Below are 25,806 nucleotides of genomic sequence, written 5' to 3' on the forward strand. Positions count from 1 at the left end.
TGAAAATCAGGCCCCTGCTGGGGGCCTTAAAAAGGAATGTAAATCGCCATGTTACTACCCTGGCTAATATTAATTCCCTTCATCGGCGGCTTCCTGTGCTGGCAGACTGAACGCTTTGGCGTGAAGATGCCGCGCTGGATCGCGCTGATCACCATGGGATTGACGCTCGCGCTTGGCCTGCAACTGTGGTTGCAGGGCGGTTACTCACTGACCCAGTCTGCGGGCATTCCGCAGTGGCAGTCTGAGTTCATTCTGCCGTGGATCCCGCGTTTCGGCATTACGATCCACCTGGCGATTGACGGTCTGTCGCTGCTGATGGTGGTGCTGACCGGTCTGCTCGGCGTTCTGGCGGTACTTTGCTCCTGGCGAGAAATCGAAAAATACCAGGGCTTCTTCCACCTGAACCTGATGTGGATCCTGGGCGGCGTGATCGGCGTGTTCCTTGCCATCGACATGTTCCTGTTCTTCTTCTTCTGGGAGATGATGCTGGTGCCGATGTACTTCCTGATCGCGCTGTGGGGCCACAAGGCGTCCGACGGTAAAACGCGTATCACGGCGGCAACCAAGTTCTTCATCTATACCCAGGCGAGTGGTCTGGTGATGTTGATTGCCATTCTGGCGCTGGTGTTTGTTCACCACAACGCGACCGGTACCTGGACCTTCAACTACGAAGATCTGCTGAAGACGCCAATGTCCCACGGCGTTGAATACCTGCTGATGCTGGGCTTCTTCATCGCGTTCGCGGTGAAAATGCCGGTCGTTCCGCTGCACGGCTGGCTGCCAGACGCGCACTCTCAGGCACCAACGGCGGGCTCCGTTGACCTGGCGGGCATCTTGCTGAAAACGGCGGCCTACGGTCTGCTGCGTTTCGCACTGCCGCTGTTCCCGAATGCCTCCGCTGAGTTCGCACCGATTGCCATGTGGCTGGGTGTGATCGGTATCTTCTACGGTGCCTGGATGGCCTTCACGCAGTACGACATTAAGCGTCTGATTGCCTACACATCCGTTTCCCACATGGGCTTCGTGCTGATTGCTATCTACACCGGCAGCCAGCTGGCGTACCAGGGCGCGGTGATCCAGATGATTGCGCACGGTCTGTCCGCAGCCGGCCTCTTCATCCTGTGCGGTCAGCTGTACGAACGTCTGCATACCCGCGACATGCGCATGATGGGCGGTCTGTGGAGCAAAATTAAGTGGCTGCCAGCGCTGTCCATGTTCTTCGCGGTGGCTACCCTGGGGATGCCGGGTACCGGTAACTTCGTCGGCGAATTTATGATTCTGTTCGGCAGCTTCAAAGTGGTTCCGGTGATTACCGTGATCTCCACCTTTGGTCTGGTGTTCGCTTCCGTGTACTCGCTGGCGATGCTGCACCGCGCCTACTTCGGTAAAGCGAAGAGCGAAATTGCTGCACAAGAACTGCCGGGGATGTCGCTGCGTGAGCTGTTCATCATCCTGCTGCTGGTCGTACTGCTGGTGCTGCTGGGCTTCTTCCCGCAGCCGATTCTGGATACCTCGCATAGCGCGATGGGTAACATCCAGCAGTGGTTTGTTAATTCTGCTTCTACTACAAGGCCGTAATTCGCCATGACAATAACTCCACAACAACTGATCGCGCTGCTACCGCTGCTGATCGTCGGATTGACGGTGGTGGTTGTGATGCTCTCCATTGCGTGGCGACGCAATCACTTCCTGAATGCCACGCTGTCGGTCATCGGCCTGAACGCCGCGTTAGTCTCTCTCTGGTTTGTTGGCCAGGGTGGGGCGATGGACGTCACGCCGCTGATGCGCGTTGACGGTTACGCCATGCTGTATACCGGTCTGGTGCTGCTGGCGAGCCTGGCAACCTGTACCTTTGCGTACCCGTGGCTCGAAGGCTACAACGACAATAAAGAAGAGTTTTACCTGCTGGTTCTGATTGCCGCGCTGGGCGGCATTCTGCTGGCGAATGCGAACCACCTGGCCGCGCTGTTCCTCGGTATTGAGCTGATCTCTCTGCCGCTGTTCGGTCTGATTGGTTACGCCTTCCGTCAGAGGCGCTCCCTGGAAGCAAGCATCAAGTACACCATTCTGTCTGCTGCTGCGTCCTCGTTCCTGCTGTTTGGTATTGCGCTGCTGTACGCACAGTCCGGTAACCTCTCCTTTATGGCGCTCGGCAAGAGCCTCGGTGACGGCATGCTGCATGAGCCGCTGCTGCTGGCAGGTCTGGGCATGATGATTGTTGGCCTTGGCTTCAAACTCTCTCTGGTGCCGTTCCACCTGTGGACGCCAGACGTATACCAGGGCGCCCCGGCTCCTGTATCGACCTTCCTGGCGACGGCGAGCAAGATCGCTATCTTCGGTGTGGTCATGCGTCTGTTCCTGTACGCGCCTGTGGGTGACAGCGAAGCGGTTCGCGTGGTGCTGGGCATTATCGCGTTCGTCTCCATCATCTTCGGTAACCTGATGGCGCTGAGCCAGACCAACATTAAGCGTCTGCTGGGCTACTCGTCTATCTCTCATCTGGGCTACCTGATGGTGGCGCTGATTGCGCTGCAGAGCGGCGAGATGTCGATGGAAACCGTAGGCGTGTATCTGGCCGGTTACCTGTTCAGCAGTCTCGGCGCCTTCGGCGTGGTGAGTCTGATGTCCAGCCCGTACCGTGGCCCGGATGCCGATTCACTGTTCTCCTACCGTGGTCTGTTCTGGCACCGTCCGATCCTGTCCGCGGTAATGACCGTGATGATGCTCTCTCTGGCAGGTATCCCGATGACGCTTGGCTTCATCGGTAAGTTCTACGTGCTGGCCGTCGGTGTGCAGGCGCACCTGTGGTGGCTGACCGCGGGCGTGGTTATCGGCTCCGCGATTGGTCTCTACTACTACCTGCGCGTGGCCGTGAGCCTGTACCTGAGCGCGCCTCAGCAGCTCAACCGTGATGCCCCAACCAACTGGCAGTACAGCGCCGGTGGTATCGTCGTGCTTATCTCCGCACTGCTGGTGCTGATCTTCGGTATCTATCCGCAGCCGCTGATTGATATCGTGCAGCGAGCGATGCCGCTGATGTAAAAACAAAAAACCCGCCTCGGCGGGTTTTTTTATGGTTTTCTCCCTCTCCCAGTGGGAGAGGGCCTGGGTGAGGGCACCAGCCCGCACCATGCTTAAGCCAGCTGCTTGCGGCTAATCAACGGCCCGTCAATCTTCTTCATCGAGCGGTCCAGTACTTCCTCAATCACCGACGACAGCTCGTTCAGCTCAAACTTCGCCACATACCCGTCCGCCTTCACCTTGCGAATATGGTCTTCGTTGGCGTTACCGGAAAGGGAAGAGTGGATCACCACCGGAATGTCCTTCAATACCGGGTCGGTTTTGATTTTGCGCGTGAGCGTAAAACCGTCCATCTCAGGCATTTCGAGGTCGGTCAGCACCAGAGCGATCTTATCGGTGATGGGAACCCCTTCAGCCTGCGCCTGTGCGGCCAGCACGCCAATTTTCTCCCACGCGTCTTTGCCGGTGATATGCAGTTGCGCGGGGATCTCCATCGCCTGCAGACCTTTCTCCAGCATCGAGCGCGCCACCTTGGAATCTTCTGCAACGATAGCGACAGCGCCTGGCTTGATATGGAATTTGGTGGTCTTTAGATTCGTGGCGTGCAGATCGTGATTGGCCGGGGTGATGTCATACAGGATCTGCTCAACGTCCAGCACCATCGCCAGATCGTTGGTATCGGTCTTCTCGTCAAGACACGCAATGCTGGTGATGTAGCGACCGCTGACGGCGGTTTCCGCCGCATGCACCTGCTTCCAGTCCAGACGCATGATGTTCTCAACCGATTCCACGGCAAACGCCTGCACGCTGCGCGCATATTCGGTGATCAGCAGGATGTTCAGCCCGGTAGTGGGCTTACAGCCCGCCACGGCGGCCAGGTCAATCACCGGGATCACCTGATCGCGAATATTCACCATTCCCATCAGCGGCGATTTCATCCCGGCGGGTTTCGTGAACTCCGGCATCGGCACAATTTCACGCAGCTTAAAGACGTTAATGCCAAACAGCTCGGATTTATTTTCGTTCAGAGAGGTGCCAAGACGGAACAGCAACAGTTCAAAACGGTTCGACAGGGTCAGATTCGCCCTGTCATCAATATCTTTCTGGAAATTATCCATTCTACCCTCGAGAGAAATGCTGACCTTTTAATCGTTATCGGCATCCTGAGGGAAAAATGAAGGACTAAACGCTAACCTGAGCGAAATCTTCGGCCAGCTCACATTCCGGGAACAGCGCGCGGCACTCTGCCAGCAGCTTTTCGCAGCCCCGCGCGTCGTAGCGCGAGCTGACATGAGTGACGATGAGCCGCCCGACGCCCGCGTCACGGGCAAGCTGTGCCGCCTGTCGCGTGGAGCTATGGCCCCGGCCGTTGGCCTTCTCTTCCATCGCCGTTTCAAGGGTTGCTTCATGCACCATCACGTCCACGCCCTGAGCCAGCGTGAGCGCTGCCGGGCATGGGGCCGTATCGCCAAAAATCGCCAGTTTTTTGCCGGGCTGCGGTGCTGCGAGATAATCCTGGCCGTTAATGACGCGTCCGTCCTCCAGCGTGACGGTCTCTCCGTGCTTCAGACGCTGGAACAGCGGCCCGGGTTTTACGCCATCGGCCATCAGCGCGGCGGCATCCAGCGCGCCGGGTTTATCATGCGCATCAATACGGTAGCCATAGCACTCCACAGGATGATTGAGCGGTTGAGCAGTAACCCGATAATCCTCGTCATCGAATACCAGGCCTTCGGCAATCTCAACGACCTCCAGCGGATAATCTGTCCATGACCCGCTCAGGCGTAGCGTAGTTTCAACAAATTCACGAATACCCGCTGGCCCGTAAATCGTCAGCGGGTTGGCGTTACCGGCCATCGAGCGGCTGCACAGCAGGCCGGGAAGGCCAAACAGGTGGTCGCCATGCAGATGGGTGATAAAAATTTTATCCAGCTTGCCGGGGTGGTAAGCGGTGTGTAACAGCTGATGCTGCGTGCCTTCACCGCAGTCAAACAGCCACAGCCCGCCGCGGGTGGGATGCTTAAGATCCAGCAGGATCGCCGTCACGTTTCGTGAGCGGGTTGGCACGCCAGCGGACGTACCCAGAAAAATCAGTTCCATAACGCAATCAGCCCTTTGCCGAACGGGGAGGGGTTTAGTATAACGTGATGAACCCCAGGAAGGAGACTGACATGATCCAGTGGCAAGATTTACATCATAGCGACCTCACCGTTGATTCACTTTACGCCCTGCTGAAGCTCCGCTGTGAAGTGTTTGTTGTGGAACAGACCTGCCCGTATCAGGACATCGACGGCGATGACCTCGTTGGTGAGAACCGCCATATCCTCGGCTGGCGGGATAACGAGCTGGTGGCATATGCGAGGATTCTGAAAAGCGAAGACGATTTTGAGCCTGTCGTCATTGGCCGCGTCATCATCAGCGGCAAGGCGCGCGGTGAAAAGCTGGGCTATCAGCTGATGGAAAAAACGCTGGAGGCGTGCCGGAAACAGTGGCCGGACAAGGCGTTATACCTGGGCGCGCAGGCGCATCTTCAATCCTTTTACGGGCACTTTGGCTTTGCGCCAGTGACGGATGTATATGACGAAGATGGTATTCCGCATATCGGCATGGCGTGGGAAACGAAGCAGGCGTAATGGCGAGTCGTTGGCTATAGTTAGCGGACTGGTGTACTAACATGGAGAAAAATATGTCATTTCAATCCTGGGATACCCGTATCGACGACGACCTGGCCTTGCTGAGCGAAACGCTGGAAGAGGTGTTGCGTTCCTCCGGCGACCCTGCCGATCAGAAATATATTGAGCTAAAAGCCCGTGCCGAGCAGGCGCTGCATGAAGTGAAAAACCGCGTCAGCCATGCGTCAGATACTTACTACTACCGTGCCAAAAAAGCGGTGTATCGCGCCGATGATTACGTGCATGAAAAACCGTGGCAGGGTATTGGGGTGGGTGCTGCCGTGGGGCTGGTGCTGGGGCTGCTGTTAGCCCGTCGTTAAGCCGCTTAACCACTCCCTATACGTGGGTACTGCTATTTATGGCCAGTACCCCGTATAATATGACGTTTTAACAGGGAGAGGTTCGCGTGAATTCGATTTTCCTCGCGCTGGAGCAACTGCGTACCCAGCTATCGCAAGCGTTACCCGCAGTACCCGGCATACGTCATTTCGACGTCACTTTCCCGTTAAACGACGCCTTCGATCCCCTCGCATGGCTGGGCGAGCAGCAATGTTATCCGCAGTTTTACTGGCAGCAGCGTAACGGTGATGAAGAGCTGGCCGCGCTGGGGGCGGTCACCCAATTTTCCTCTCTGGCATTAGCCTCGCAGTTTTTGCGCGCGCAAAACGCGGCAAGTGATACCCGCATCTGCGGCCTGAACGCCTTTAATCCCGAACAGGGTAGCCTCTTTTTACCGCGACTGCTCTGGCGACGCACCGCCGGCAACGCCACGCTGCGCCTTCAGCTGTGGAGCGACCGCTCGCTTGTGGAGGATGCCCGCGTCGCGCAGGATTTTTTACAGCGGCTTCGTCCTGCCAGATCTATCCGTCCGCTCTCCGTGCAGGTTGAGCACGAAACCCATCAGCCGCAGCAGGCCGAATGGCTGAGACTAATCCGCAGGGCGACGGAGACCATCGCGCGTGGTGATTTTGAAAAAGTGGTGCTCGCCCGGGCAACCGATCTGCAGTTCACGCAGCGCGTTAACCCTATCGCACTGATGGCCGCCAGCCGCGCCCTCAATTTACATTGCTATCATTTCTGCATGGTATTCGACGCCCGCAACGCTTTTCTCGGCTCGACCCCCGAGCGTCTCTGGCGGCGGCGCGGCAAGCTGCTGCGCACGGAAGCGCTGGCGGGCACCGTTGCCAGCCATAGCGATGATAGCCAGGCGCAGCGTCTCGGCGAGTGGCTGCTGAACGATGATAAAAACCAGCGCGAAAATATGCTGGTGGTGGAAGATATCTGCCAGCGTCTTCAGCACTCTACGCAGACGCTTGAGGTACTGCCCCCCCAGGTGGTACGCCTGCGTAAGGTGCAGCATTTGCGCCGCTGTATCTGGACCGAGCTGAAACAGGCCGACGACGTGCAGTGTCTGCTCATGTTACAGCCGACCGCGGCCGTTGCCGGATTACCCCGACAGCCCGCGCGCGAGTTTATCCAGAAGGTTGAACCCTTTAACCGCGAGTGGTACGCCGGTTCGGCCGGGTATTTATCCCCCGAACAGAGTGAGTTCTGCGTGGCGCTGCGCTCCGCGCGCGTTCAGGAGGACTCCCTGCGGCTCTACGCCGGCGCCGGTATTGTCAGCGGATCTGACCCGGAGCAGGAGTGGCAGGAGATTGAAAACAAAGCAGCCGGATTGCGCTCTCTGCTCCTAAGGGATTAATACAGATTCGCGCAATCCCGATTCATATCAAAATTCCAATTTTTTCTATTATTTATACTGTGTCGCATTCTTGATACCGGACAATCTCATGTCAGTAAGTTCTTTTAACCGACGCTGGGCGGCGGTGATCCTTGAAGCCCTGACGCGCCATGGCGTCAGGCACGTGTGTATTGCACCGGGTTCTCGCTCAACGCCGCTGACGCTGGCGGCCGCTGAAAACCGGGCGTTGATTCACCACACCCACTTTGATGAACGCGGTCTCGGCCATCTGGCGCTGGGTCTGGCGAAAGTCAGCAAAGAACCTGTGGCGGTGATCGTCACCTCCGGTACCGCCCTGGCGAACCTCTATCCGGCCCTGATTGAAGCCGGGTTAACGGGTGAAAGACTGATCTTACTGACGGCCGATCGTCCCCCTGAGCTTATCGACTGCGGTGCCAATCAGGCCATTCGCCAGCCGGGGCTCTTTTCTTCGCATCCTTCGCAGACGATTTCGTTACCGCGTCCCACCCAGGATATTCCGGCAAGCTGGCTGGTCTCCACCGTCGATCACGCCATGGAGACGTTGCGCAGTGGGGCGTTGCATATCAACTGCCCGTTTGCCGAGCCGCTGTACGGCGAGCTGGACGACACGGGTCTTGACTGGCAGCAGTCTCTCGGCGACTGGTGGCAGAGTGAAAAACCGTGGCTGCGCGAGCAGACGCATCTTGAGAGCGCGAAACAGCGCGACTGGTTCTTCTGGCGGCAGAAGCGCGGCGTGGTTATCGCTGGGCGCATGAGCGCCGCCGAAGGCAAGCTGGTCGCTGAATGGGCGCAAACCCTCGGCTGGCCGCTGATTGGCGATGTGCTTTCCCAGACCGGTCAGCCGCTGCCGTGCGCCGATCTCTGGCTGGGTAACGCGAAAGCGGTCACCGAGCTTGCGCAGGCGCAGATTGTGGTCCAGCTTGGATCGAGTTTAACCGGCAAACGGTTACTGCAGTGGCAGGCCACCTGCACGCCGGAAGAGTATTGGCTGGTGGATTCGCTGGAAGGACGGCTTGACCCGGCGCACCACCGCGGCCGTCGTCTGGTCAGCAGCATCGATGCCTGGCTGACGCTTCATCCGGCTGAAAAACGCAAGCCCTGGGCGGTGGCTATACCGGACCTTTCGCGCCAGGCGTGGGAACTGACCAAAGCGCACTGTGAAGCGTTTAGCGAAGCCGGGCTGGCGCACCGCATTCGTCAGTACCTGCCTGAACAGGGGCAGCTGTTTGTCGGCAACAGCCTGGTCGTGCGGCTGATTGACGCTTTCTCGAAGCTGCCCGCGGGCTACCCGGTGTACAGCAACCGCGGCGCCAGCGGCATCGACGGGCTGATCTCGACGGCGGCGGGCGTGCAGCGCGCCAGCGCGAAATCGACGCTGGCGATCGTGGGCGATCTCTCCGCGCTCTACGATCTCAACGCGCTGGCGCTGCTGCGTCAGGCGTCAGCCCCGTTTGTGCTGATTGTGGTCAACAACAACGGCGGGCAGATTTTCTCCCTGTTGCCAACGCCTCAGAGCGAACGCGAGCGTTTCTATCTGATGCCGCAGAACGTGCAGTTCGAACACGCCGCGGCGATGTTTAGCCTGAAATACCATCGCCCGGAAAGCTGGGAACAGCTGGACGCGGCATTAAGCAGCGCCTGGAAACAGCCGGGCGCGACGCTGATCGAGCTGGTGGTGAACGAGGCTGACGGTGCGCAGGCCCTGCAAAGCCTGCTGGCGCAGGCGAGCCAGCTGTGATCCTCTCGGGCGTGCAGCAGGCTGGCAAACCGGGCTATCCCTGGCTGGTCTTTTTGCACGGTTTTTCTGGAGATTGCCGCGAGTGGCAGAAGGTCGGTGAAAAACTCAGCGACTACCCCCGGCTGTATATGGATCTGCCGGGTCACGGTGGATCCCGAGATTTTAGCGTGATGGGGTTTGAGGAGATGAGCACGTTGCTCACTCAAACTCTGCTTAGTTACAACATACTTAAATTCTGGCTCATCGGGTACTCCCTCGGCGGCCGCATTGCGATGTTTCATGCCTGCCAGCAGCCGAAGGGGCTGCTCGGGGTGATTGTTGAAGGTGGACATCCGGGCCTGCAGGATGCCGATGCGCGAAATGCGCGGCTGGCGTCCGACCGCCGCTGGGCAGCGCGTTTTCGCACCGAACCGCTGGAGAAGGTGTTCGCTGACTGGTACCAACAGCCCGTGTTTGCCTCCCTCACGGACGCCCAGCGCGAGGCGCTGATTACCCTGCGCAGCCAGAACAACGGCGCGACGCTGGCGATGATGCTCGAGGCGACCTCGCTGGCCGTGCAGCCGGATTTGCGTGCCGCGCTTAGCGCACGCGATTTCTCTTTTGACTATCTCTATGGCGAACGGGATGAAAAGTTCGCGGCCCTTGCCGCGGAAGTGAACGCCGTTCGCCATGCAATTCCCAATGCCGGACACAACGCCCACCGGGAAAACCCCGATGCGGTTATCGCGAGTCTGGCTCAGATACTGCGTTATCGAATAAAGGACACTCTATGATCTACCCTGATGAAAACATGCTTTACGCCCCGGTTGAATGGCAGGACTGCTCCGAAGGCTACACCGACATTCGCTACCACAAATCCACCGACGGCATTGCCAAAATCACCATCAACCGCCCGCAGGTACGTAACGCCTTCCGTCCGCTGACCGTGAAAGAGATGATTCAGGCCCTGGCGGATGCGCGCTACGACGACAACATCGGCGTGATTGTCCTGACCGGCGAAGGCGATAAAGCGTTCTGCTCCGGCGGCGATCAGAAAGTGCGCGGCGACTACGGCGGATACCAGGACGATGCGGGTACCCACCACCTGAACGTCCTCGATTTCCAGCGCCAGATCCGCACCTGTCCAAAACCGGTGGTGGCGATGGTGGCGGGCTACTCCATCGGCGGCGGTCATGTGCTGCACATGATGTGCGATCTGACCATTGCCGCTGAGAACGCCATTTTTGGCCAGACCGGTCCGAAAGTGGGATCCTTCGATGGCGGCTGGGGCGCCTCGTACATGGCACGCATCGTCGGGCAGAAAAAAGCCCGCGAAATCTGGTTCCTGTGCCGTCAGTACAACGCTCAGGAAGCGCTGGATATGGGCCTGGTGAATACCGTGGTGCCGATTGCCGATCTCGAAAAAGAGACCGTTCGCTGGTGCCGCGAAATGCTGCAAAACAGCCCGATGGCGCTGCGCTGCCTGAAGGCCGCTCTCAACGCCGACTGCGACGGTCAGGCGGGTCTGCAGGAGCTGGCGGGCAACGCCACCATGCTGTTCTACATGACCGAAGAGGGTCAGGAAGGGCGCAACGCGTTTAACGAAAAGCGCCAGCCGGACTTCAGCAAATACAAACGGAATCCGTAATGCGTCGCGCGCAGGTTTACCGCTGGCAGATACCGATGGACGCGGGCGTGGTGTTGCGTGAACGGCGGTTAAAAACCCGTGACGGTTTCGTCGTGCATCTGCAGCAGGACGAGCGGGAAGGCTGGGGCGAAATTTCACCTCTGCCGGGCTTTAGCCTGGAATCGCTGGATGACGCGCAGTCAGCATTGCTGGCGTGGGCGGACGCGTGGCGTGAGGGCGCGGATCCGGCGTTGCCGGACGTGCCTTCCGCGGCTTTTGGCATCAGCTGCGCGCTGGCGGAGCTGGACGGCAGCCTGTCTGAAGAGGCTAACTACAGCGCGGCACCGCTCTGTACGGGCGATCCTGACGAGCTGTTCGCGCTGCTCTCCGCCATGCCGGGCGAGAAAGTGGCGAAAATTAAAGTCGGTCTCTACGAAGCGGTGCGCGATGGCATGGTCGCTAACCTGCTGCTGGAGGCGATCCCCGACCTCCATTTGCGTCTGGACGCTAACCGCGCCTGGACGCCGCTCAAGGCGCAGCAGTTTGCTAAGTACGTCAACCCGGCGTACCGCAACCGCATTGCCTTCCTCGAAGAGCCGTGCAAAACCCGCGACGATTCGCGCGCGTTTGCCCGCGAAACGGGGATTGCCATCGCCTGGGACGAAAGCCTGCGTGAGGACGATTTTGAATTTATCGCCGAGCCCGGCGTCAGCGCGGTGGTGATTAAACCGACGCTGACCGGCAGCCTGGCGAAGGTGCGCGAGCAGGTCGCGGCGGCGCACGCTTCGGGGCTGACGGCGGTCATCAGCTCGTCGATTGAGTCCAGCCTTGGGCTGACACAGCTGGCGCGCATTGCCGCCTGGTTAACGCCGGATACGATCCCCGGCCTCGACACGCTGAACCTGATGCAGGCCCAGCTTATCCGCACGTGGCCGGACAGCGCGCTGCCGTGCCTCGACGTCACGGCGCTGGAGCCGTTGTTATGAGTTTTACCGACTGGCCGTGGCGGCACTGGCGCGCGCAGTTTGCTGATAAACCGGCCCTGAGGCTGAACGATGAGGTGCTCAGCTGGCAACAGCTGTGCGCCCGCATCGACCGCCTTGCGGCAGAGTTTCACCTGCAGGGCGTGGAGGAGGGCAACGGCGTGCTGCTGCTGGCCCATAATCACCCGCAAACCCTGCTGGCGTGGCTCGCCCTGCTCCAGTGCGGGGCGCGTATTCTTCCCGTTAATCCGCAGCTGCCTCGCCCGCTGCTGGACGTGTTGCTCCCGCAGATGACGCTGCGCTTTGCGCTGGTGCTGGACGGTATCTGCGACGGTCTTCCTGCCCTGAGCATGCGCGAGCGCGCGGGGGAATATCGCGTTGCGTGGCAGCCGTCGCGGATGGCGTCGATGACGCTGACCTCCGGCTCCACCGGGCTGCCGAAAGCGGCGGTGCATACCTGCGACGCCCATCTCGCCAGCGCGCGCGGAGTGCTGGCGCTGATGCCCTACGGCGAAGACGACGACTGGCTGCTTTCGCTGCCGCTGTTTCACGTTTCCGGCCAGGGGATTTTATGGCGCTGGCTGCAGGCCGGCGCGCGGTTAACCGTGCGCGAGAAACAGCCGCTGGCGCAGGCTTTGCGCGGCTGTACGCACGCCTCGCTGGTGCCGACCCAGCTCTGGCGTCTGCTTAATACCCGTCAGCCTGTCGCACTGAAAGCGGTGCTGCTGGGCGGAGCCGCCATCCCTGTGGAATTGACGCAGCAGGCGCGCGAGCAGGGGATTCGCACCTTCTGCGGCTACGGCCTGACCGAGTTTGCCTCTACCGTCTGCGCAAAAGCGGCGGACGGCGAGCCGGACGTAGGCTATGCGCTGCCGGGCAGAGAGGTGAAGGTGGTTAACGGTGAGGTCTGGATCCGGGCAGAGAGTATGGCCTCAGGCTACTGGCGGGACGGCGAATTGGTTCCGCTGACCAACGCGCAGGGATGGTTCGCCACCCGCGATCGCGGTGAATGGCATGACGGCCGCCTGACGATCCTCGGCCGCATGGACAACCTCTTTTTTAGCGGCGGAGAAGGGATCCAGCCGGAGAGCCTTGAGCGCGTTATCGCCCGCCATCCGCAGATTAACCAGGTGTTTATCGTCCCGCTGGACGACGCCGAGTTTGGACAGCGTCCGGTGGCGGTGGTGGAGTGCGAGCCGGGCACGGATATCAGCTGTTTGCCTGACTGGGTCAGGGATAAGGTGGCGCGTTTTGAGCAACCCGTCCGCTGGCTGCTGTTGCCGGCCGAACTCAAAAATGGCGGCATTAAAGTCTCACGCCGCGCTTTGCAGCAGTGGGTGAACGCCTCGCTGAAGGGATAATAGCCGTTTCAAATAATTACAATCTACTGACCTGCCGCACGCAGAGTGCTTGATCCCCGGAAGACTCCGGTTAAAATCTCGCGGTTTTGGGACTTCTTTATAATAATTGTGCGGGATCACGACAATGAAAAAAGCGGCATTAGTGGGCTTCGGCCTGATGGTTGTATCTGCGGCGGCTAACGCCATCAGCATTAACGGCTCGGCGGGTCAGGATTATACCCACCTGGGCTTTGGCATGGGTACCGAGACTTCCGGTCTGGCGATGACCGGCGGCTGGACGCATAACGATGACGACGGCGACGCGGCGAGCCTCGGCCTGGGTCTGAACGTTCCTCTTGGCCCGTTCCTGGCCACCGTCGGCGGTAAAGGTATCTATACCAACCCAAATGACGGTGACGAAGGGTACGCGGCGGCTGTGGGCGGCGGCCTGCAGTGGAAAATTGGCGACAGCTTCGGCCTGTTTGGTGAGTACTACTACTCTCCAGATTCCCTCTCAAGCGGTATCGAAAGCTATGAAGAGGCCAACGCTGGCGCGCGCTGGACCATCATGCGTCCGATTACCATCGAAGCGGGCTATCGCTATCTGAACCTGGCTGGCAAAGACGGCAACCGCGACAACGCGTTGGCCGACGGCCCGTACGTGGGCGTCAGCGCAGGCTTCTAATCACACTGGCGCGGCGTTCTGTCGCGCCAGTTTCTCTCTTCTCGACCCCGCGTTTGCGCTATAGTGTTTTGACCAAATAAGCGGGAGAACATAATGATTAACGTGGAGATGTTATCCACCGGCGACGAAGTGCTGCATGGACAAATTATTGATACCAATGCTGCCTGGCTTGCCGATCTTTTCTTTGAGCAAGGATTACCGTTAACGCGCCGCAATACGGTGGGCGACAATCTTGAGTCGCTGGTCGCTATTCTGCGCGAGCGCAGCGAACACTGCGACGTGCTGATTGTGAATGGCGGACTCGGCCCCACCGGTGACGATCTCAGTGCCCTGGCCGCCGCAACCGCAAAAGGCGAAGGGCTGGTGCTGCACGAGGCGTGGCTTTCGCAGATGGAGCGCTTTTTCTCCGAACGTGGCCGCGTCATGGCCCCCAGCAACCGCAAACAGGCTGAAATTCCCGCCAGCGCCGAGCTGGTCGATAACCCGGTGGGTACCGCGTGCGGGTTTGCCATGCAGCTGAACCGCTGCCTGATGTTCTTCACGCCGGGCGTGCCCTCAGAATTTAAAGTGATGGTCGAGCAGCAGATCCTGCCGCGCCTTCGCGATCGTTTTACTCTGCCTGAACCGCCGCTGTGCCTGCGTTTGACCACCTTTGGCCGCTCGGAAAGCGATCTGGCCCAGAGCCTTGACCCTCTCCCGCTGCCGCCGGGCGTCTCCATGGGCTACCGCTCCTCCATGCCGATCATTGAACTCAAGCTGACAGGCCCGGCCGAGCAGAAAGAGGCGATGCTGGCCCTGTGGCCCGAGGTGCAGCGCGTGGCGGGCGAAAGCCTGATCTTTGAAGGGACGGAAGGGCTGCCCGCGCAGATTGCGACGCATCTGCAGTCGCGTCAGCTGAGCGTGACCTTAAGCGAGCAGTTCACCGGTGGCCTGCTGGCGCTGCAGCTGTCGCGCGTCAACGCGCCGCTGCTGGCCAGCGAAGTGGTGCCTTTCCAGCAGGAGACCCTGGCGCAGACCGCCCGCTGGGCTTCCGAGAGAAGGGTGAAGCATTTTGCCGGTCTGGCGCTGTTCGTCGGGGGGCTGGACGAGGAATGCCTTAACTTCGCGCTGGCGACGCCGGAAGGCACCTGGGCCCTGCGGGTAAAAATGAGTATCACCCGCCACAGCCTGGCGGTGCGTCAGGAGGTTTGCGCTATGATGGCGCTGAACATGCTGCGCCGCTGGCTGAATGGCAAAGAGGTTGCCAGCGAGCACGGCTGGATTAACGTTGTCGAGTCGCTGTTCATTGAGTAAAACCTGTGCCGGGGCCTTTCGCCCCGGCACTGTTTAGCCCAGCGCCTTCGCCAGCAGGGTGATCGGATGTTCGCAGCGCTTGCTGGTGGACATCTCAATCTGCCACTTGCAGGTTTCGCAGTCCGTTACCACGATATCCGCGCCGCTCTCTTCAATCTGACGGAACAGCGGGGCGCCAATCACCTGCGACGTTTCGTAGTTTTCACGCTTAAAGCCGTAGGTTCCTGCAATCCCGCAGCAGCGCGAGTCCAGCACCGTCAGCTCCAGGCCTGGAATAAGCCGCAGTAGCTCAAGCGTATAGAGCGACCAGCCCATTTTTTCCATGTGACACGGCGTGTGATAGACCACTTTCAGCGGTAATGTCCCCAGCGGCAACGTCTGCCCGCTATCGAGCTTACGCCACAGGAAGCGTGTCGCCAGCTCGATGTGCTCGCGCAGGCCGGTGTTATCCACGTCCAGCAGATGCGGGTACTCGTCGCGCAGGGTGAAGGTACAGGTGGACGAGGTCGCCAGCACCGGAATACCTTTATCGACAATCGCTTCGCGCAGGGAGGTGACATTGCTCTGAGCCTGCCTGCGCGCTTTATCGGTAAACCCGTTGGCAATCAGCGGTACGCCGCAGCACTTCTCTTTGTTCAGTAGCTGAACGCCCGTTCCCATGGCGTTCAGCACCTTCAGCAGATCTTTACCCAGCTGCGGATGGTTGTAATTCACATAGCAGCCGTGGAAGAAGGCCACCTGGTCGGCATACTTCGCCTGTTCCGCCTCGACGGATTTATACCAGCGGCGGAAGGTGCCGTGAGAATATTTCGGCAGGCTGCGGTGATGAGCTATCTTCAGCGTGGCATCCAGCAGCTGGCGCACCGGTTTGAGAGAGGTCGCGGCATTCACCAGCGGGGCAAACGGCGTCGAGACGCTGCCCATCAGATCGGTGTGGCTCAGAATAGCGTCACGCAGCGTCGGCTTTTGCGTGCTGTAGCGCGCCCGGGCTCGCTGGATGATATCGCCGATTTTCACATCCGACGGGCAGGCGACTTCGCAGCGTTTGCAGTTGATGCAGTATTTCAGCGCCTCGTCGTATAGCTTGCCGTCCTTCAGGCGCAGACGCTCGCCGTCCGGCCCGGCCTGTTTTGGGCCGGGATAGCGTGGGTTCACGCCGCTGACCGGGCAGACGGTGGTACACAGCGTGCATTTAATGCAGCTTTCAAAACGAGTGTCGTTCATTGTTCAGCCTCCGTGCGCTGGCTAATCTGCTCTGCCACATACAGCGCCGTGACGGCGCAGACCCCGCCACCGCATCCCTGGGCAATGGGATCGTACCCGCCCAGCAGCGAGCCGATGGCAAAAAGATTACTGACGGGCTTACCGGAAAGTTGCGGATGCAGCTGCTTATCGACGATCACGCCGAACTGCTGCCAGGGCTGCGGCGAGAAGAAATCACTTTGATACCAGTCCGCGCGGGAGGCTCGCTGGCGAACATCGAGCCCCATAATGGCTTCCCGGATGCCCTCCCGGCTGCTCAGCAGCCCGTTGCTGAAGAAGCTGCCGCTTGCCAGCACCGCATAGCGCGCGCGAAGCGGAATATCGTCGTGGTTGCGCGTCCAGACTTCGCTCACCGCGCAGTCGGTCAGGGTGATTTTTTTCACCTCATCACCCGCCATCCACACGCCGCCCTGCGCGACAAACTGGCGCTGGAGCTGGGTATGCAGGCGAATGCCGGGTACGGAAGGGGGCAGGGTTGGCAGCAGGCCGAGCGAGCAGGGCAGCCGATCTGAGAGCCAGCGCCAGAGCAGGTTGTCGCGTAAACCAAAGCAGGCGGGCATCAGCAGGGCGTCACAGCTGTCGCTGTGGGGCCTGAGCGCGTCATACAGCAGCGGCCATTTATCCTCGTTATCCAGAAAACGGGCGATATTCACCGCGCGAAACTCGCTCGGGTTGTCGCGCAGGACATCCAGTTCAGGCAGCTCTATCTCTGCCGTGTCGGCATTGACGCCCTGGCGACAGAGCGACGCGGCCGCGAGATGGGGCTGGAAATCCAGAAAGCCGCTAATGCCCACGACCCGCACGCGTGCGGCATTGAAGGGAGCAACGGGCACTTCTTCCGGGCTGAGCCAGGCAGAGCGCAGGGTGCCGAGCGGGGTGACGCGCTGGTGATTGAACCGGGCGCTTCCCTTCAGACGCGCGCCGCAGTCCGCCAGCAGCGCTTCGGTTTCCAGCGCAAAGCGGTCAATATGCTGGGCGCCAATCAGGTGATACGGGTGCTCCGGCGGCAGCTTGTCACGGTACGCTTCGTCCACCAGATCCAGAGAGCCCGACGAGAAGTGCAGGGCGCTCTGGCCCCGGGTGATAATGGCGCAGCGAAGACCCTGCTTCGAGAGCTTGATGCCGCAGAGCAGGCCTGCCAGCCCGCCGCCGACGATTACGGTATCAAATTTCATCGCGTTGCTCCTTCTCAAGACCGCAAAGCCCCTGGTAGACCCAGCGGGTAAATTCGCTTTCGCGCAAGGCATCGCCCCAGGCGACAGGCTGAATGCCTTTCCAGCGCTCGTTTAAAAACGCGCTGAGCTGATCGAGCGACTGGGTGGCGGTGGTGGTATGAAAACGCTGCAGTAGCCCGGCGGCACGACAGGCGCACAGCTCGCCCTGACAGGTACCCATTCCCACGCGGGTGCGGCGACGAAGATCGAGCAGGCTTGTGACCGTCAGGCTCTCCACCGCGTACTGCACCTCACCGGCGGTGACGGCTTCGCACTCGCACACCAGGCTGCGGCTCAGGCGTCCTTCACCGAGCCACTGCGGCGTTCTGTCGCCGTGGCGGTAAATCGCGGATCCGCGCAGCGGCGCGGGCAGGGAGATGATTTTTTGCAGCGTTTTTTCGGTGGACTGCCGCGAGCCGGGCAGCGACTGGTCTGCCGTCACGCATGTTTCGGTATTCCCCAGCTTGCGGCAGACGGCATCGGTCGCCCACTCGGCCATCAGGCGGTAGGTCATCAGCTTGCCGCCGGTGATGGTGATAAACCCGTCCATGCCGTCGCGCTCGGCGTGATCGAGCAGCACGATTCCCCGGCTGACGTTACGTCCGCTCGGGTCGTTGTCGCTGGCAACCAGCGGACGCACGCCCGCGTAGGCGCGCAGAATACGCGTCTGCGCCATCACCGGGGCCAGTTTTTCCCCTTCCCGCAGCAGGATATCCACCTCTTCAGCGGTGACGCGGTTGTAATCAATCTCGCTGTAATCCACGTGGGTTGAGGTGGTACCGATTAACGAAATGGTGTCGCCCGGGACCAGGATATCGGCGTCGGACGGTTTGCGGCAGCGGTTGATCACGTGGTTATTGATGCGGTGGTCGAGGATCAGCAGCGAGCCTTTCGCCGGGAACATGCGCACCGACAGGTCCGCGTATTCCGCGATGCGCTGCCCCCAGATCCCCGCCGCGTTGACCACTACGGCGGCATACAGCTCGCTGTGTTCGTTATACTGCGTATCAAGGATCCGCACGCCGCAGATACGATGACCTTCACGGATAAGCCCGGTCACTTCGTGCCCGGTCAGGATGCGCGCGCCATGCTCGCGGGCGTCCAGCATATTGGCGGCCGTCAGGCGAAAGGGGTCAACGGTACCGTCAGGGACTTTAACCGCGCCAATAAGCGCCTGGTTAACCGACGGTTCCAGCCGCCGCGCCAGAGCCGGATCCATGGCCTCAGCCTGAATGCCCGCTGCACAGCAGGCGGTAACAAAGGTGTCCTGAAAGGTGAGGTCATCTTCGGGAAGAGTAATAAAGAGGCCGTTGGTTGGCTCAATGCAGTGGCGGGCTATACGCTTGAGGATCTGGTTTTCAGCAATACATTCGCGCGCGGACTCACCGTCGGTAACCGCATACCGCGCTCCGCTGTGCAGCAGGCCGTGGTTACGCCCGGTTGCGCCCGTGGCGATATCGTGGCGCTCCAGCAGCGTGACGCTTAAGCCGCGAAGGGCGCAGTCGCGTGCGATCCCGGCGCCGGTTGCGCCACCGCCAATGATTATCACATCGCTGTAACGAGGATCGTGAATGGTCATTGTTTACCCTCTATGTTCGTTTTTTTATCATTTAGCCATATCAATTGTGTGGTTTGTTTGATTTCGAACATAAACGCGCGAAATTCGAAAGTGAAACGTGATTTCATGCGCTTTTTTGCGCATTCTGTCATATTTCTGTAACATTCTGTGCGTTGATTCACAGTAACAATCACCGTGATTTCTTAACATCCCCGCCTCTGGAATTCAGGTGCGAGCCACCTGCCCATTCAATTCAAGGCCACGGAGGCTGTTATGCTCAGTATCTTCAAACCTGCGCCGCACAGGGCGCGTCTGCCAGAGGCAGAAATTGATCCGCTATACCGCCGTCTGCGCTGGCAAATTTTCCTGGGGATTTTCTTCGGGTACGCGGCGTACTACCTTGTACGTAAAAACTTCGCGCTCGCCATGCCGTATCTGGTGGAGCAGGGCTTCTCCCGCGGCGATCTGGGGTTCGCGCTGTCGGGGATCTCAATCGCCTACGGTTTTTCCAAATTCATCATGGGTTCCGTGTCGGATCGCTCGAATCCGCGCGTGTTCCTGCCCGCCGGCCTGATCCTGGCGGCCGCGGTCATGCTGTTCATGGGCTTTGTGCCGTGGGCGACGTCCAGTATTGCGATTATGTTCGTGCTGCTGTTCCTCTGCGGCTGGTTCCAGGGGATGGGGTGGCCGCCGTGCGGACGTACCATGGTGCACTGGTGGTCGCAGAAGGAACGCGGCGGCATCGTGTCGGTGTGGAACTGCGCGCATAACGTAGGTGGCGGTATTCCGCCGCTGCTGTTCCTGCTGGGGATGGCCTGGTTCAACGACTGGCATGCTGCGCTCTATATGCCTGCCTTTGGCGCCATCGTCGTGGCGATTTTCGCCTTTGCGCTGATGCGCGATACGCCGCAGTCCTGCGGCCTGCCGCCGATTGAAGAGTATAAAAACGACTATCCGGATGATTACAGCAAGGAGCACGAAGAAGAGCTGACCGCAAAACAGATCTTCATGAAGTACGTCCTGCCGAACAAGCTGCTGTGGTACATCGCGGTGGCGAACGTGTTCGTTTACCTGCTGCGCTACGGCATTCTGGACTGGTCCCCGACGTACCTGAAAGAGGTGAAGCACTTCGCGCTGGATAAATCGTCCTGGGCCTATTTCCTGTATGAATATGCCGGGATCCCGGGCACGCTGCTTTGCGGCTGGATGTCGGACAAGGTGTTTAAAGGCAACCGCGGCGCGACGGGCGTGTTCTTTATGACCCTGGTCACCATCGCGACCGTCGTTTACTGGCTCAACCCGCCGGGCAACCCATCAGTAGACATGGCCTGCATGATCGTTATCGGCTTCCTGATTTATGGTCCGGTAATGCTGATTGGCCTGCACGCGCTGGAGCTGGCGCCGAAAAAAGCGGCAGGCACGGCGGCAGGCTTTACCGGTCTGTTCGGCTATCTGGGCGGTTCGGTCGCGGCGAGCGCCATCGTTGGCTACACCGTTGACTTCTTCGGCTGGGACGGCGGCTTTATGGTGATGATCGGCGGCAGCGTGCTGGCGGTACTGCTGCTCACTGTGGTCATGATCGGTGAGAAACGTCACCACGCGGAAGTGCTGGCGCGTCGTCAATAAGGAGCTTTGCGATGAAATTAACTCAGTTAGCAACCGGCCTGCTGCTGGCGGGCCTGATGACAGGCTCCGCGCTGGCGGCGGATAAAATCGTTATTGCCCACCGCGGTGCGAGCGGCTATCTGCCAGAGCATACGCTGCCGGCAAAAGCGATGGCCTATGCGCAGGGGGCGGATTACCTGGAGCAGGATCTGGTGATGACCAAGGACGACCAGCTGGTCGTCCTGCACGACCACTACCTTGACCGCGTGACGGACGTGGCAGAGCGTTTCCCGGATCGCGCCCGCAAAGATGGCCGCTTCTACGCCATTGACTTCACGCTGGCGGAGATCCGCTCCCTGAAGTTCACCGAAGGCTTCGAGATTGAAAACGGCAAGAAGGTGCAGGTCTATCCGGGACGTTTCCCGATGGGCAAATCTGACTTCCGGATCCATACCTTCCAGGAAGAGATTGAGTTTGTTCAGGGGCTGAACCACTCAACCGGTAAAAATATCGGCATCTACCCGGAGATCAAAGCGCCGTGGTTCCACCATCAGGAAGGCAAAGACATTGCCGCGAAGACGCTGGAGGTGCTGAAACAGTACGGCTACACCAGCAAGAAGGACAAAGTCTACCTGCAGTGTTTTGACGCCGCCGAGCTGAAGCGCATCAAAACCGAGCTGGAGCCGAAGATGGGGATGAACCTCAATCTGGTGCAGCTTATTGCCTATACCGACTGGAATGAAACCCAGGAGAAGCAGCCGGACGGCAAATGGGTGAACTATAACTACGACTGGATGTTTAAGCCGGGCGCGATGAAGCAGATTGCGCAGTACGCCGACGGCATCGGGCCGGATTACCACATGCTGGTGGCGGAAGGCTCAGCGCCGGGCCACGTGAAGCTGACGGCGATGGTGAAAGAGGCGCACGCCAGCAGGATGCAGGTGCATCCGTATACCGTGCGTGCAGACCAGCTGCCGCCATATGCCACGGACGTGAATCAGCTTTATGAGGTGTTGTATAACCAGGCGGGCGTGGACGGACTGTTTACGGATTTTCCGGATAAAGCGGTCGAATTCATTCACCGGAAGTAGGTTTGGCAGGTCGGGTAAGGCGAAGCCGCCACCCGACAATCAGGCTCTGCGGCCTGATGCCCTCACCTTAACCCTCTCCCACCGGGAGAGGGGATAAGGACAACATCACATCTCGATCTCTATATCGCCTTTTGCCCGGCAGCAGCAGGGCAAAATTTCCCCTTCGTTGATAAAGGCCAGCGGCTCGGTCAGCCAGTCCACCTGGCCGGCGACCAGGCGGCAGCGGCAGGAGCCGCAGTAGCCGGAACGACACTGGTACTCTACTTCTACCTGATGCGCCTCAAGCGCCACCAGCAGAGAAGGGTGCTCCTCCCGACACAGCACCTCAGTGCCGGAAAGACTTAACGTGACGCGTGACATCAGAGCTGGAAGTCGCTCAGGTCGTCGGTGTTGACTTCAGAATCAATCTGACCGACCAGATAAGAGCTGACTTCCACTTCCTGCGGCGCAACCTGCACGTTATCGGATACCAGCCAGGTGTTGATCCACGGAATCGGGTTAGAGCGCGTCTGGAATGGCAGGTCAAGACCGACGGCCTGCATGCGGATGTTGGTGATGTACTCAACGTACTGGCACAGGATGTCTTTGTTCAGGCCGATCATGGAACCGTCGCGGAACAGGTAGTCTGCCCACTCTTTCTCCTGCTGGGCCGCCAGCACGAACAGGTCGTAGCACTCCTGCTTGCACTCTTCGGCGATTTCCGCCATCTCCGGATCGTCCGTACCGCTGCGCAGCAGGTTCAGCATGTGCTGGGTACCTGTCAGGTGCAGGGCTTCATCGCGGGCGATCAGACGGATGATTTTGGCATTGCCTTCCATCAGCTTGCGCTCGGCAAAGGCGAAGGAGCAGGCGAAGCTCACGTAGAAGCGGATCGCTTCCAGGGCGTTAACGCTCATCAGGCAGAGGTACAGCTGCTTTTTCAGCGCGCGCAGGTTCACGGTAACGGTTTTGCCGTTCACATGGTGGGTGCCTTCGCCCAGCAGGTGCCAGTAGCTGGTCATCTCGATCAGCTCGTCGTAGTAGTGCGCAATGCCTTCCGCGCGCTTCTGGATCTGCTCGTTGGTGACGATATCGTCAAACACCACCGCCGGATCGTTCACGATGTTGCGGATGATGTGGGTGTAAGAGCGGGAGTGGATCGTCTCAGAGAACGCCCAGGTTTCCACCCAGGTTTCCAGCTCTGGAATGGAGATCAGCGGCAGCAGCGCCACGTTCGGGCTACGACCCTGAATGGAGTCCAGCAGAGTCTGGTACTTCAGGTTGCTGATGAAGATATGTTTTTCGTGATCCGGCAGCGACTGGTAGTCAATACGGTCGCGGGAGACGTCCACTTCTTCCGGGCGCCAGAAGAAGGAGAGTTGCTTTTCAATCAGCTTTTCGAAGATGTCATATTTTTGCTGATCGTAGCGTGCCACGTTGACCGGCTGGCCGAAGAACATCGGCTCTTTGAGCTGGTCGTTTTTCGTCTGTGAAAAGGTGGTATATGCCATGAGTGTGTCCTGTCTTACGAAATAAAGGCGGGGATATCCCCGCCCTTCATTAGATCTTACATGCGCCGCTTTCGCAGCCATCGTCCTGAATTGACGGTACCAGGTCGTCCTGAGCGTCTTCCGCACCGTCACGGGTGTTGTGATAGTACAGGGTTTTCACGCCAAATTTGTAGGCGGTGAGTAGGTCTTTCAGCAATTGCTGCATCGGTACCTTGCCGGACGGGAAGCGCGTCGGGTCATAGTTGGTATTGGCAGAGATCGACTGGTCGATAAACTTCTGCATGATACCCACCAGCTGCAGGTAGCCGTCGTTGTTTGGCATTTCCCACAGCAGCTCGTAGTTGTTGCCCAGCGTTTCGTAGTCCGGTACCACCTGACGCAGCACGCCGTCTTTCGACGCTTTAATGCTGACGTGGCCGCGCGGCGGTTCAATACCGTTGGTGGCGTTAGAGATCTGCGAAGAGGTCTCGGACGGCATCAGGGCAGAGAGCGTAGAGTTACGCAAGCCGTGGGTCTTGATGGACTCGCGCAGGCCTTCCCAGTCGAGATGCAGCGGCTCGCTGACAATCGCATCCAGGTCTTTCTTGTAGGTGTCGATTGGCAGAATGCCTTTCGCGTAGGTGGTTTCGTTGAACCACGGGCACGCGCCTTGCTCTTTCGCCAGCTCGTTAGAGGCTTTCATCAGGTAGTACTGAATCGCTTCGAACGTCTGGTGCGTAAGGTTGTTAGCGCTGCCGTCGGAGTAACGCTTGCCGTTTTTCGCCAGCCAGTAGGCGAAGTTGATCACGCCGATACCCAGGGTACGGCGGCCCATTGCACCGCGTTTAGCGGCCGGGATCGGGTAATCCTGGTAGTCCAGCAGGGCGTCGAGCGCGCGAACCGCCAGCACGGCCAGCTCTTCCAGCTCGTCCAGGCTCTTAATCGCGCCCAGGTTGAACGCGGACAGCGTACACAGCGCGATTTCGCCGTTTTCGTCGTTCACGTCTTCCAGCGGTTTGGTCGGCAGGGCGATCTCCAGGCACAGGTTAGACTGGCGCACTGGCGCAACCATCGGGTCAAACGGGCTGTGGGTGTTGCAGTGGTCCACGTTCTGGATGTAAATACGGCCGGTAGAGGCGCGTTCCTGCATCATCAGAGAGAACAGGTCTACCGCCTTCACGCGCTGCTTGCGGATGCTGTCGTCTTTTTCGTATTTGGTGTACAGACGCTCGAACTCATCCTGATCGGCAAAGAACGCGTCATACAGGCCCGGAACGTCGGACGGGCTGAACAGCGTAATGTCTTCGCCTTTCAGCAGACGGGTGTACATCAGCTTGTTGATCTGCACGCCGTAGTCCATGTGACGCACGCGGTTGCCTTCCACGCCGCGGTTGTTTTTCAGAACCAGCAGGCTTTCCACTTCCAGGTGCCACATCGGGTAGAACAGAGTCGCAGCACCGCCGCGCACGCCGCCCTGAGAGCAGGATTTTACTGCCGTCTGGAAGTGTTTATAGAACGGAATACAGCCGGTGTGGAACGCTTCACCGCCGCGAATCGGGCTGCCCAGCGCGCGAATGCGACCGGCGTTGATGCCGATACCGGCACGCTGGGAAACGTATTTCACGATGGCGCTGGAGGTGGCGTTGATGGAATCCAGGCTGTCACCACACTCGATCAGTACGCAGGAGCTGAACTGACGGGTTGGGGTACGCACGCCAGACATGATTGGCGTCGGCAGTGAAATCTTGAACGTGGATACCGCATCGTAGAAACGCTTCACGTATTCCAGACGGGTGTCACGCGGGTAGTTAGAGAACAGGCAGGCGGCCACCAGAATATAGAGGAACTGGGCGCTTTCGTAGATCTCACCGGTTACACGGTTCTGAACCAGGTATTTGCCTTCGAGCTGCTTCACCGCCGCGTAGGAGAAGTTCATGTCGCGCCAGTGATCGATAAACCCGTTCATCTGCTCGAACTCTTCTTCCGTATAGTCTTCCAGCAGATGCGTGTCGTATTTGCCCAGCTCAACCATTTTCACCACGTGATCGTAAAGCTTCGGCGGCTCAAACTGGCCGTAGGCTTTTTTACGCAGATGGAAAATCGCCAGACGTGCAGCGAGGTACTGATAATCCGGTGCTTCGCGGGAGATGAGGTCTGCCGCTGCTTTAATGATCGTTTCGTGGATATCAGACGTTTTGATACCGTCGTAGAACTGAATGTGAGAACGCAGTTCAACCTGGGAGATAGATACGTTGTTCAGTCCTTCTGCTGCCCAGTCGAGAACTCGATGGATTTTGTCCAGATTGATACGCTCGGTAGTACCGTCGCGCTTTGTCACCAGCAGACTCTGATTCATGTGGGTTTTACCTGTCCGTGAAATAAAAAATATCCCCCGTTTATCCACAGATCCGCCTTGTGACTAACTCTGTGGATAAATACTACATATAGGGGGTTTGCGATAAGAAAAACGCTATATGGTGAGTATTCTAGTATCGAATCTTTTCAGCACAAGGGTTGATTTTGACGTTAAATTGAGGTTGTGAAA

General features: G+C 59.1%; 22 protein-coding genes. 14 read left to right on the plus strand and 8 right to left on the minus strand.

Translation table 11 applies throughout. The features are described 5' to 3' along the window. The first annotated feature begins 48 nt into the window (after positions 1-48). A complete protein-coding gene (nuoM, locus tag INF68_RS17360) occupies positions 49-1,578 on the plus strand; it encodes an NADH-quinone oxidoreductase subunit M (RefSeq protein ID WP_023312532.1) in 1,530 nt (509 codons plus the stop codon). A gap of 6 nt (positions 1,579-1,584) precedes the next feature. Further along, the gene (gene nuoN / locus INF68_RS17365; protein ID WP_126786692.1) at positions 1,585-3,042 is read left to right on the plus strand and encodes an NADH-quinone oxidoreductase subunit NuoN; all 1,458 of its coding nucleotides are present in this window, start codon (positions 1,585-1,587) and stop codon (positions 3,040-3,042) included. A gap of 92 nt (positions 3,043-3,134) precedes the next feature. On the opposite strand, the gene INF68_RS17370 is transcribed toward nuoN, so the two are convergent. Beyond that, the gene (locus INF68_RS17370) at positions 3,135-4,139 is read right to left on the minus strand and encodes a chemotaxis protein (RefSeq protein ID WP_023312530.1); all 1,005 of its coding nucleotides are present in this window, start codon (positions 4,137-4,139) and stop codon (positions 3,135-3,137) included. Between the two features lie 64 nt (positions 4,140-4,203). After that, a complete protein-coding gene (rbn, locus tag INF68_RS17375) occupies positions 4,204-5,121 on the minus strand; it encodes a ribonuclease BN (protein WP_023312529.1) in 918 nt (305 codons plus the stop codon). A 71-nt stretch (positions 5,122-5,192) separates the two neighbouring features. On the opposite strand from rbn, the gene INF68_RS17380 reads away from it, so the two are divergent. The 10 genes from INF68_RS17380 (at position 5,193) to INF68_RS17425 (ending at position 15,061) form a co-directional block, all read left to right on the plus strand. Then, on the plus strand, positions 5,193-5,654 hold the full coding sequence (locus INF68_RS17380) for a GNAT family N-acetyltransferase (protein ID WP_126786693.1): 462 nt from the start codon (positions 5,193-5,195) through the stop codon (positions 5,652-5,654). Between the two features lie 53 nt (positions 5,655-5,707). Further along, entirely contained in the window at positions 5,708-6,013 is a 306-nt protein-coding gene (elaB, locus tag INF68_RS17385; protein ID WP_008500219.1) for a stress response protein ElaB, read from the plus strand. 86 nt (positions 6,014-6,099) lie between these two features. Then, complete coding sequence (gene menF, locus INF68_RS17390; RefSeq protein ID WP_126786694.1) at positions 6,100-7,395, plus strand: isochorismate synthase MenF; 1,296 nt, start codon at positions 6,100-6,102, stop codon at positions 7,393-7,395. Between the two features lie 88 nt (positions 7,396-7,483). Continuing rightward, positions 7,484-9,154, plus strand: a complete 1,671-nt coding sequence (menD, locus tag INF68_RS17395; RefSeq protein WP_126786695.1) for a 2-succinyl-5-enolpyruvyl-6-hydroxy-3-cyclohexene-1-carboxylic-acid synthase — start codon at positions 7,484-7,486, stop codon at positions 9,152-9,154. Next, positions 9,151-9,927, plus strand: a complete 777-nt coding sequence (gene menH / locus INF68_RS17400) for a 2-succinyl-6-hydroxy-2,4-cyclohexadiene-1-carboxylate synthase (RefSeq protein ID WP_126786696.1) — start codon at positions 9,151-9,153, stop codon at positions 9,925-9,927. Before menD ends, menH begins: the two co-directional genes overlap by 4 nt. After that, complete coding sequence (menB, locus tag INF68_RS17405) at positions 9,924-10,781, plus strand: 1,4-dihydroxy-2-naphthoyl-CoA synthase (RefSeq protein ID WP_023312524.1); 858 nt, start codon at positions 9,924-9,926, stop codon at positions 10,779-10,781. The genes menH and menB overlap by 4 nt, the downstream gene beginning before the upstream one ends. Then, positions 10,781-11,746, plus strand: a complete 966-nt coding sequence (gene menC, locus INF68_RS17410) for an o-succinylbenzoate synthase (protein ID WP_126786697.1) — start codon at positions 10,781-10,783, stop codon at positions 11,744-11,746. The genes menB and menC overlap by 1 nt, the downstream gene beginning before the upstream one ends. Further along, positions 11,743-13,104, plus strand: coding sequence for an o-succinylbenzoate--CoA ligase (gene menE / locus INF68_RS17415; RefSeq protein WP_126786698.1), 1,362 nt, complete (start codon positions 11,743-11,745; stop codon positions 13,102-13,104). The genes menC and menE overlap by 4 nt, the downstream gene beginning before the upstream one ends. Before the next feature lie 124 nt (positions 13,105-13,228). Further along, the gene (locus INF68_RS17420) at positions 13,229-13,768 is read left to right on the plus strand and encodes a YfaZ family outer membrane protein (protein WP_109846089.1); all 540 of its coding nucleotides are present in this window, start codon (positions 13,229-13,231) and stop codon (positions 13,766-13,768) included. Positions 13,769-13,861: 93 nt separating this feature from the next. Further along, positions 13,862-15,061, plus strand: coding sequence for a nicotinamide mononucleotide deamidase-related protein YfaY (locus INF68_RS17425; RefSeq protein ID WP_126786699.1), 1,200 nt, complete (start codon positions 13,862-13,864; stop codon positions 15,059-15,061). A gap of 33 nt (positions 15,062-15,094) precedes the next feature. Here the strand turns inward: INF68_RS17425 and glpC are convergent, their stop codons facing one another. From glpC to glpA, 3 genes are read right to left on the minus strand one after another with little or no spacing between them, the layout of a single operon-like run. Next, entirely contained in the window at positions 15,095-16,285 is a 1,191-nt protein-coding gene (gene glpC / locus INF68_RS17430) for an anaerobic glycerol-3-phosphate dehydrogenase subunit GlpC (protein ID WP_126786700.1), read from the minus strand. Continuing rightward, complete coding sequence (glpB, locus tag INF68_RS17435) at positions 16,282-17,499, minus strand: glycerol-3-phosphate dehydrogenase subunit GlpB (protein ID WP_126786701.1); 1,218 nt, start codon at positions 17,497-17,499, stop codon at positions 16,282-16,284. The genes glpC and glpB overlap by 4 nt, the downstream gene beginning before the upstream one ends. After that, positions 17,489-19,117, minus strand: coding sequence for an anaerobic glycerol-3-phosphate dehydrogenase subunit A (gene glpA, locus INF68_RS17440; protein WP_126786702.1), 1,629 nt, complete (start codon positions 19,115-19,117; stop codon positions 17,489-17,491). The genes glpB and glpA overlap by 11 nt, the downstream gene beginning before the upstream one ends. A gap of 252 nt (positions 19,118-19,369) precedes the next feature. Here glpA and glpT point away from each other — a divergent pair, with 252 nt between their 5' ends. Continuing rightward, on the plus strand, positions 19,370-20,722 hold the full coding sequence (gene glpT / locus INF68_RS17445) for a glycerol-3-phosphate transporter (protein ID WP_109846094.1): 1,353 nt from the start codon (positions 19,370-19,372) through the stop codon (positions 20,720-20,722). 11 nt (positions 20,723-20,733) lie between these two features. Further along, the gene (gene glpQ / locus INF68_RS17450) at positions 20,734-21,792 is read left to right on the plus strand and encodes a glycerophosphodiester phosphodiesterase (RefSeq protein ID WP_126786703.1); all 1,059 of its coding nucleotides are present in this window, start codon (positions 20,734-20,736) and stop codon (positions 21,790-21,792) included. Between the two features lie 105 nt (positions 21,793-21,897). Here the strand turns inward: glpQ and yfaE are convergent, their stop codons facing one another. The 3 genes from yfaE to nrdA are packed head-to-tail and all read right to left on the minus strand — an operon-like array spanning position 21,898 to position 25,617. After that, positions 21,898-22,152 (minus strand): class I ribonucleotide reductase maintenance protein YfaE, encoded by a 255-nt coding sequence (gene yfaE, locus INF68_RS17455; protein WP_008500234.1) that lies wholly within the window; start codon positions 22,150-22,152, stop codon positions 21,898-21,900. Continuing rightward, on the minus strand, positions 22,152-23,282 hold the full coding sequence (gene nrdB / locus INF68_RS17460) for a class Ia ribonucleoside-diphosphate reductase subunit beta (protein ID WP_126786704.1): 1,131 nt from the start codon (positions 23,280-23,282) through the stop codon (positions 22,152-22,154). The genes yfaE and nrdB overlap by 1 nt, the downstream gene beginning before the upstream one ends. A gap of 49 nt (positions 23,283-23,331) precedes the next feature. Next, entirely contained in the window at positions 23,332-25,617 is a 2,286-nt protein-coding gene (gene nrdA, locus INF68_RS17465; RefSeq protein WP_109846097.1) for a class 1a ribonucleoside-diphosphate reductase subunit alpha, read from the minus strand. Between the last annotated feature and the right edge of the window lie 189 nt (positions 25,618-25,806).

The organism is Enterobacter cloacae complex sp. P16RS2 (assembly GCF_014982155.1).
GTDB classification, from domain to species: domain Bacteria; phylum Pseudomonadota; class Gammaproteobacteria; order Enterobacterales; family Enterobacteriaceae; genus Enterobacter; species Enterobacter cloacae_M.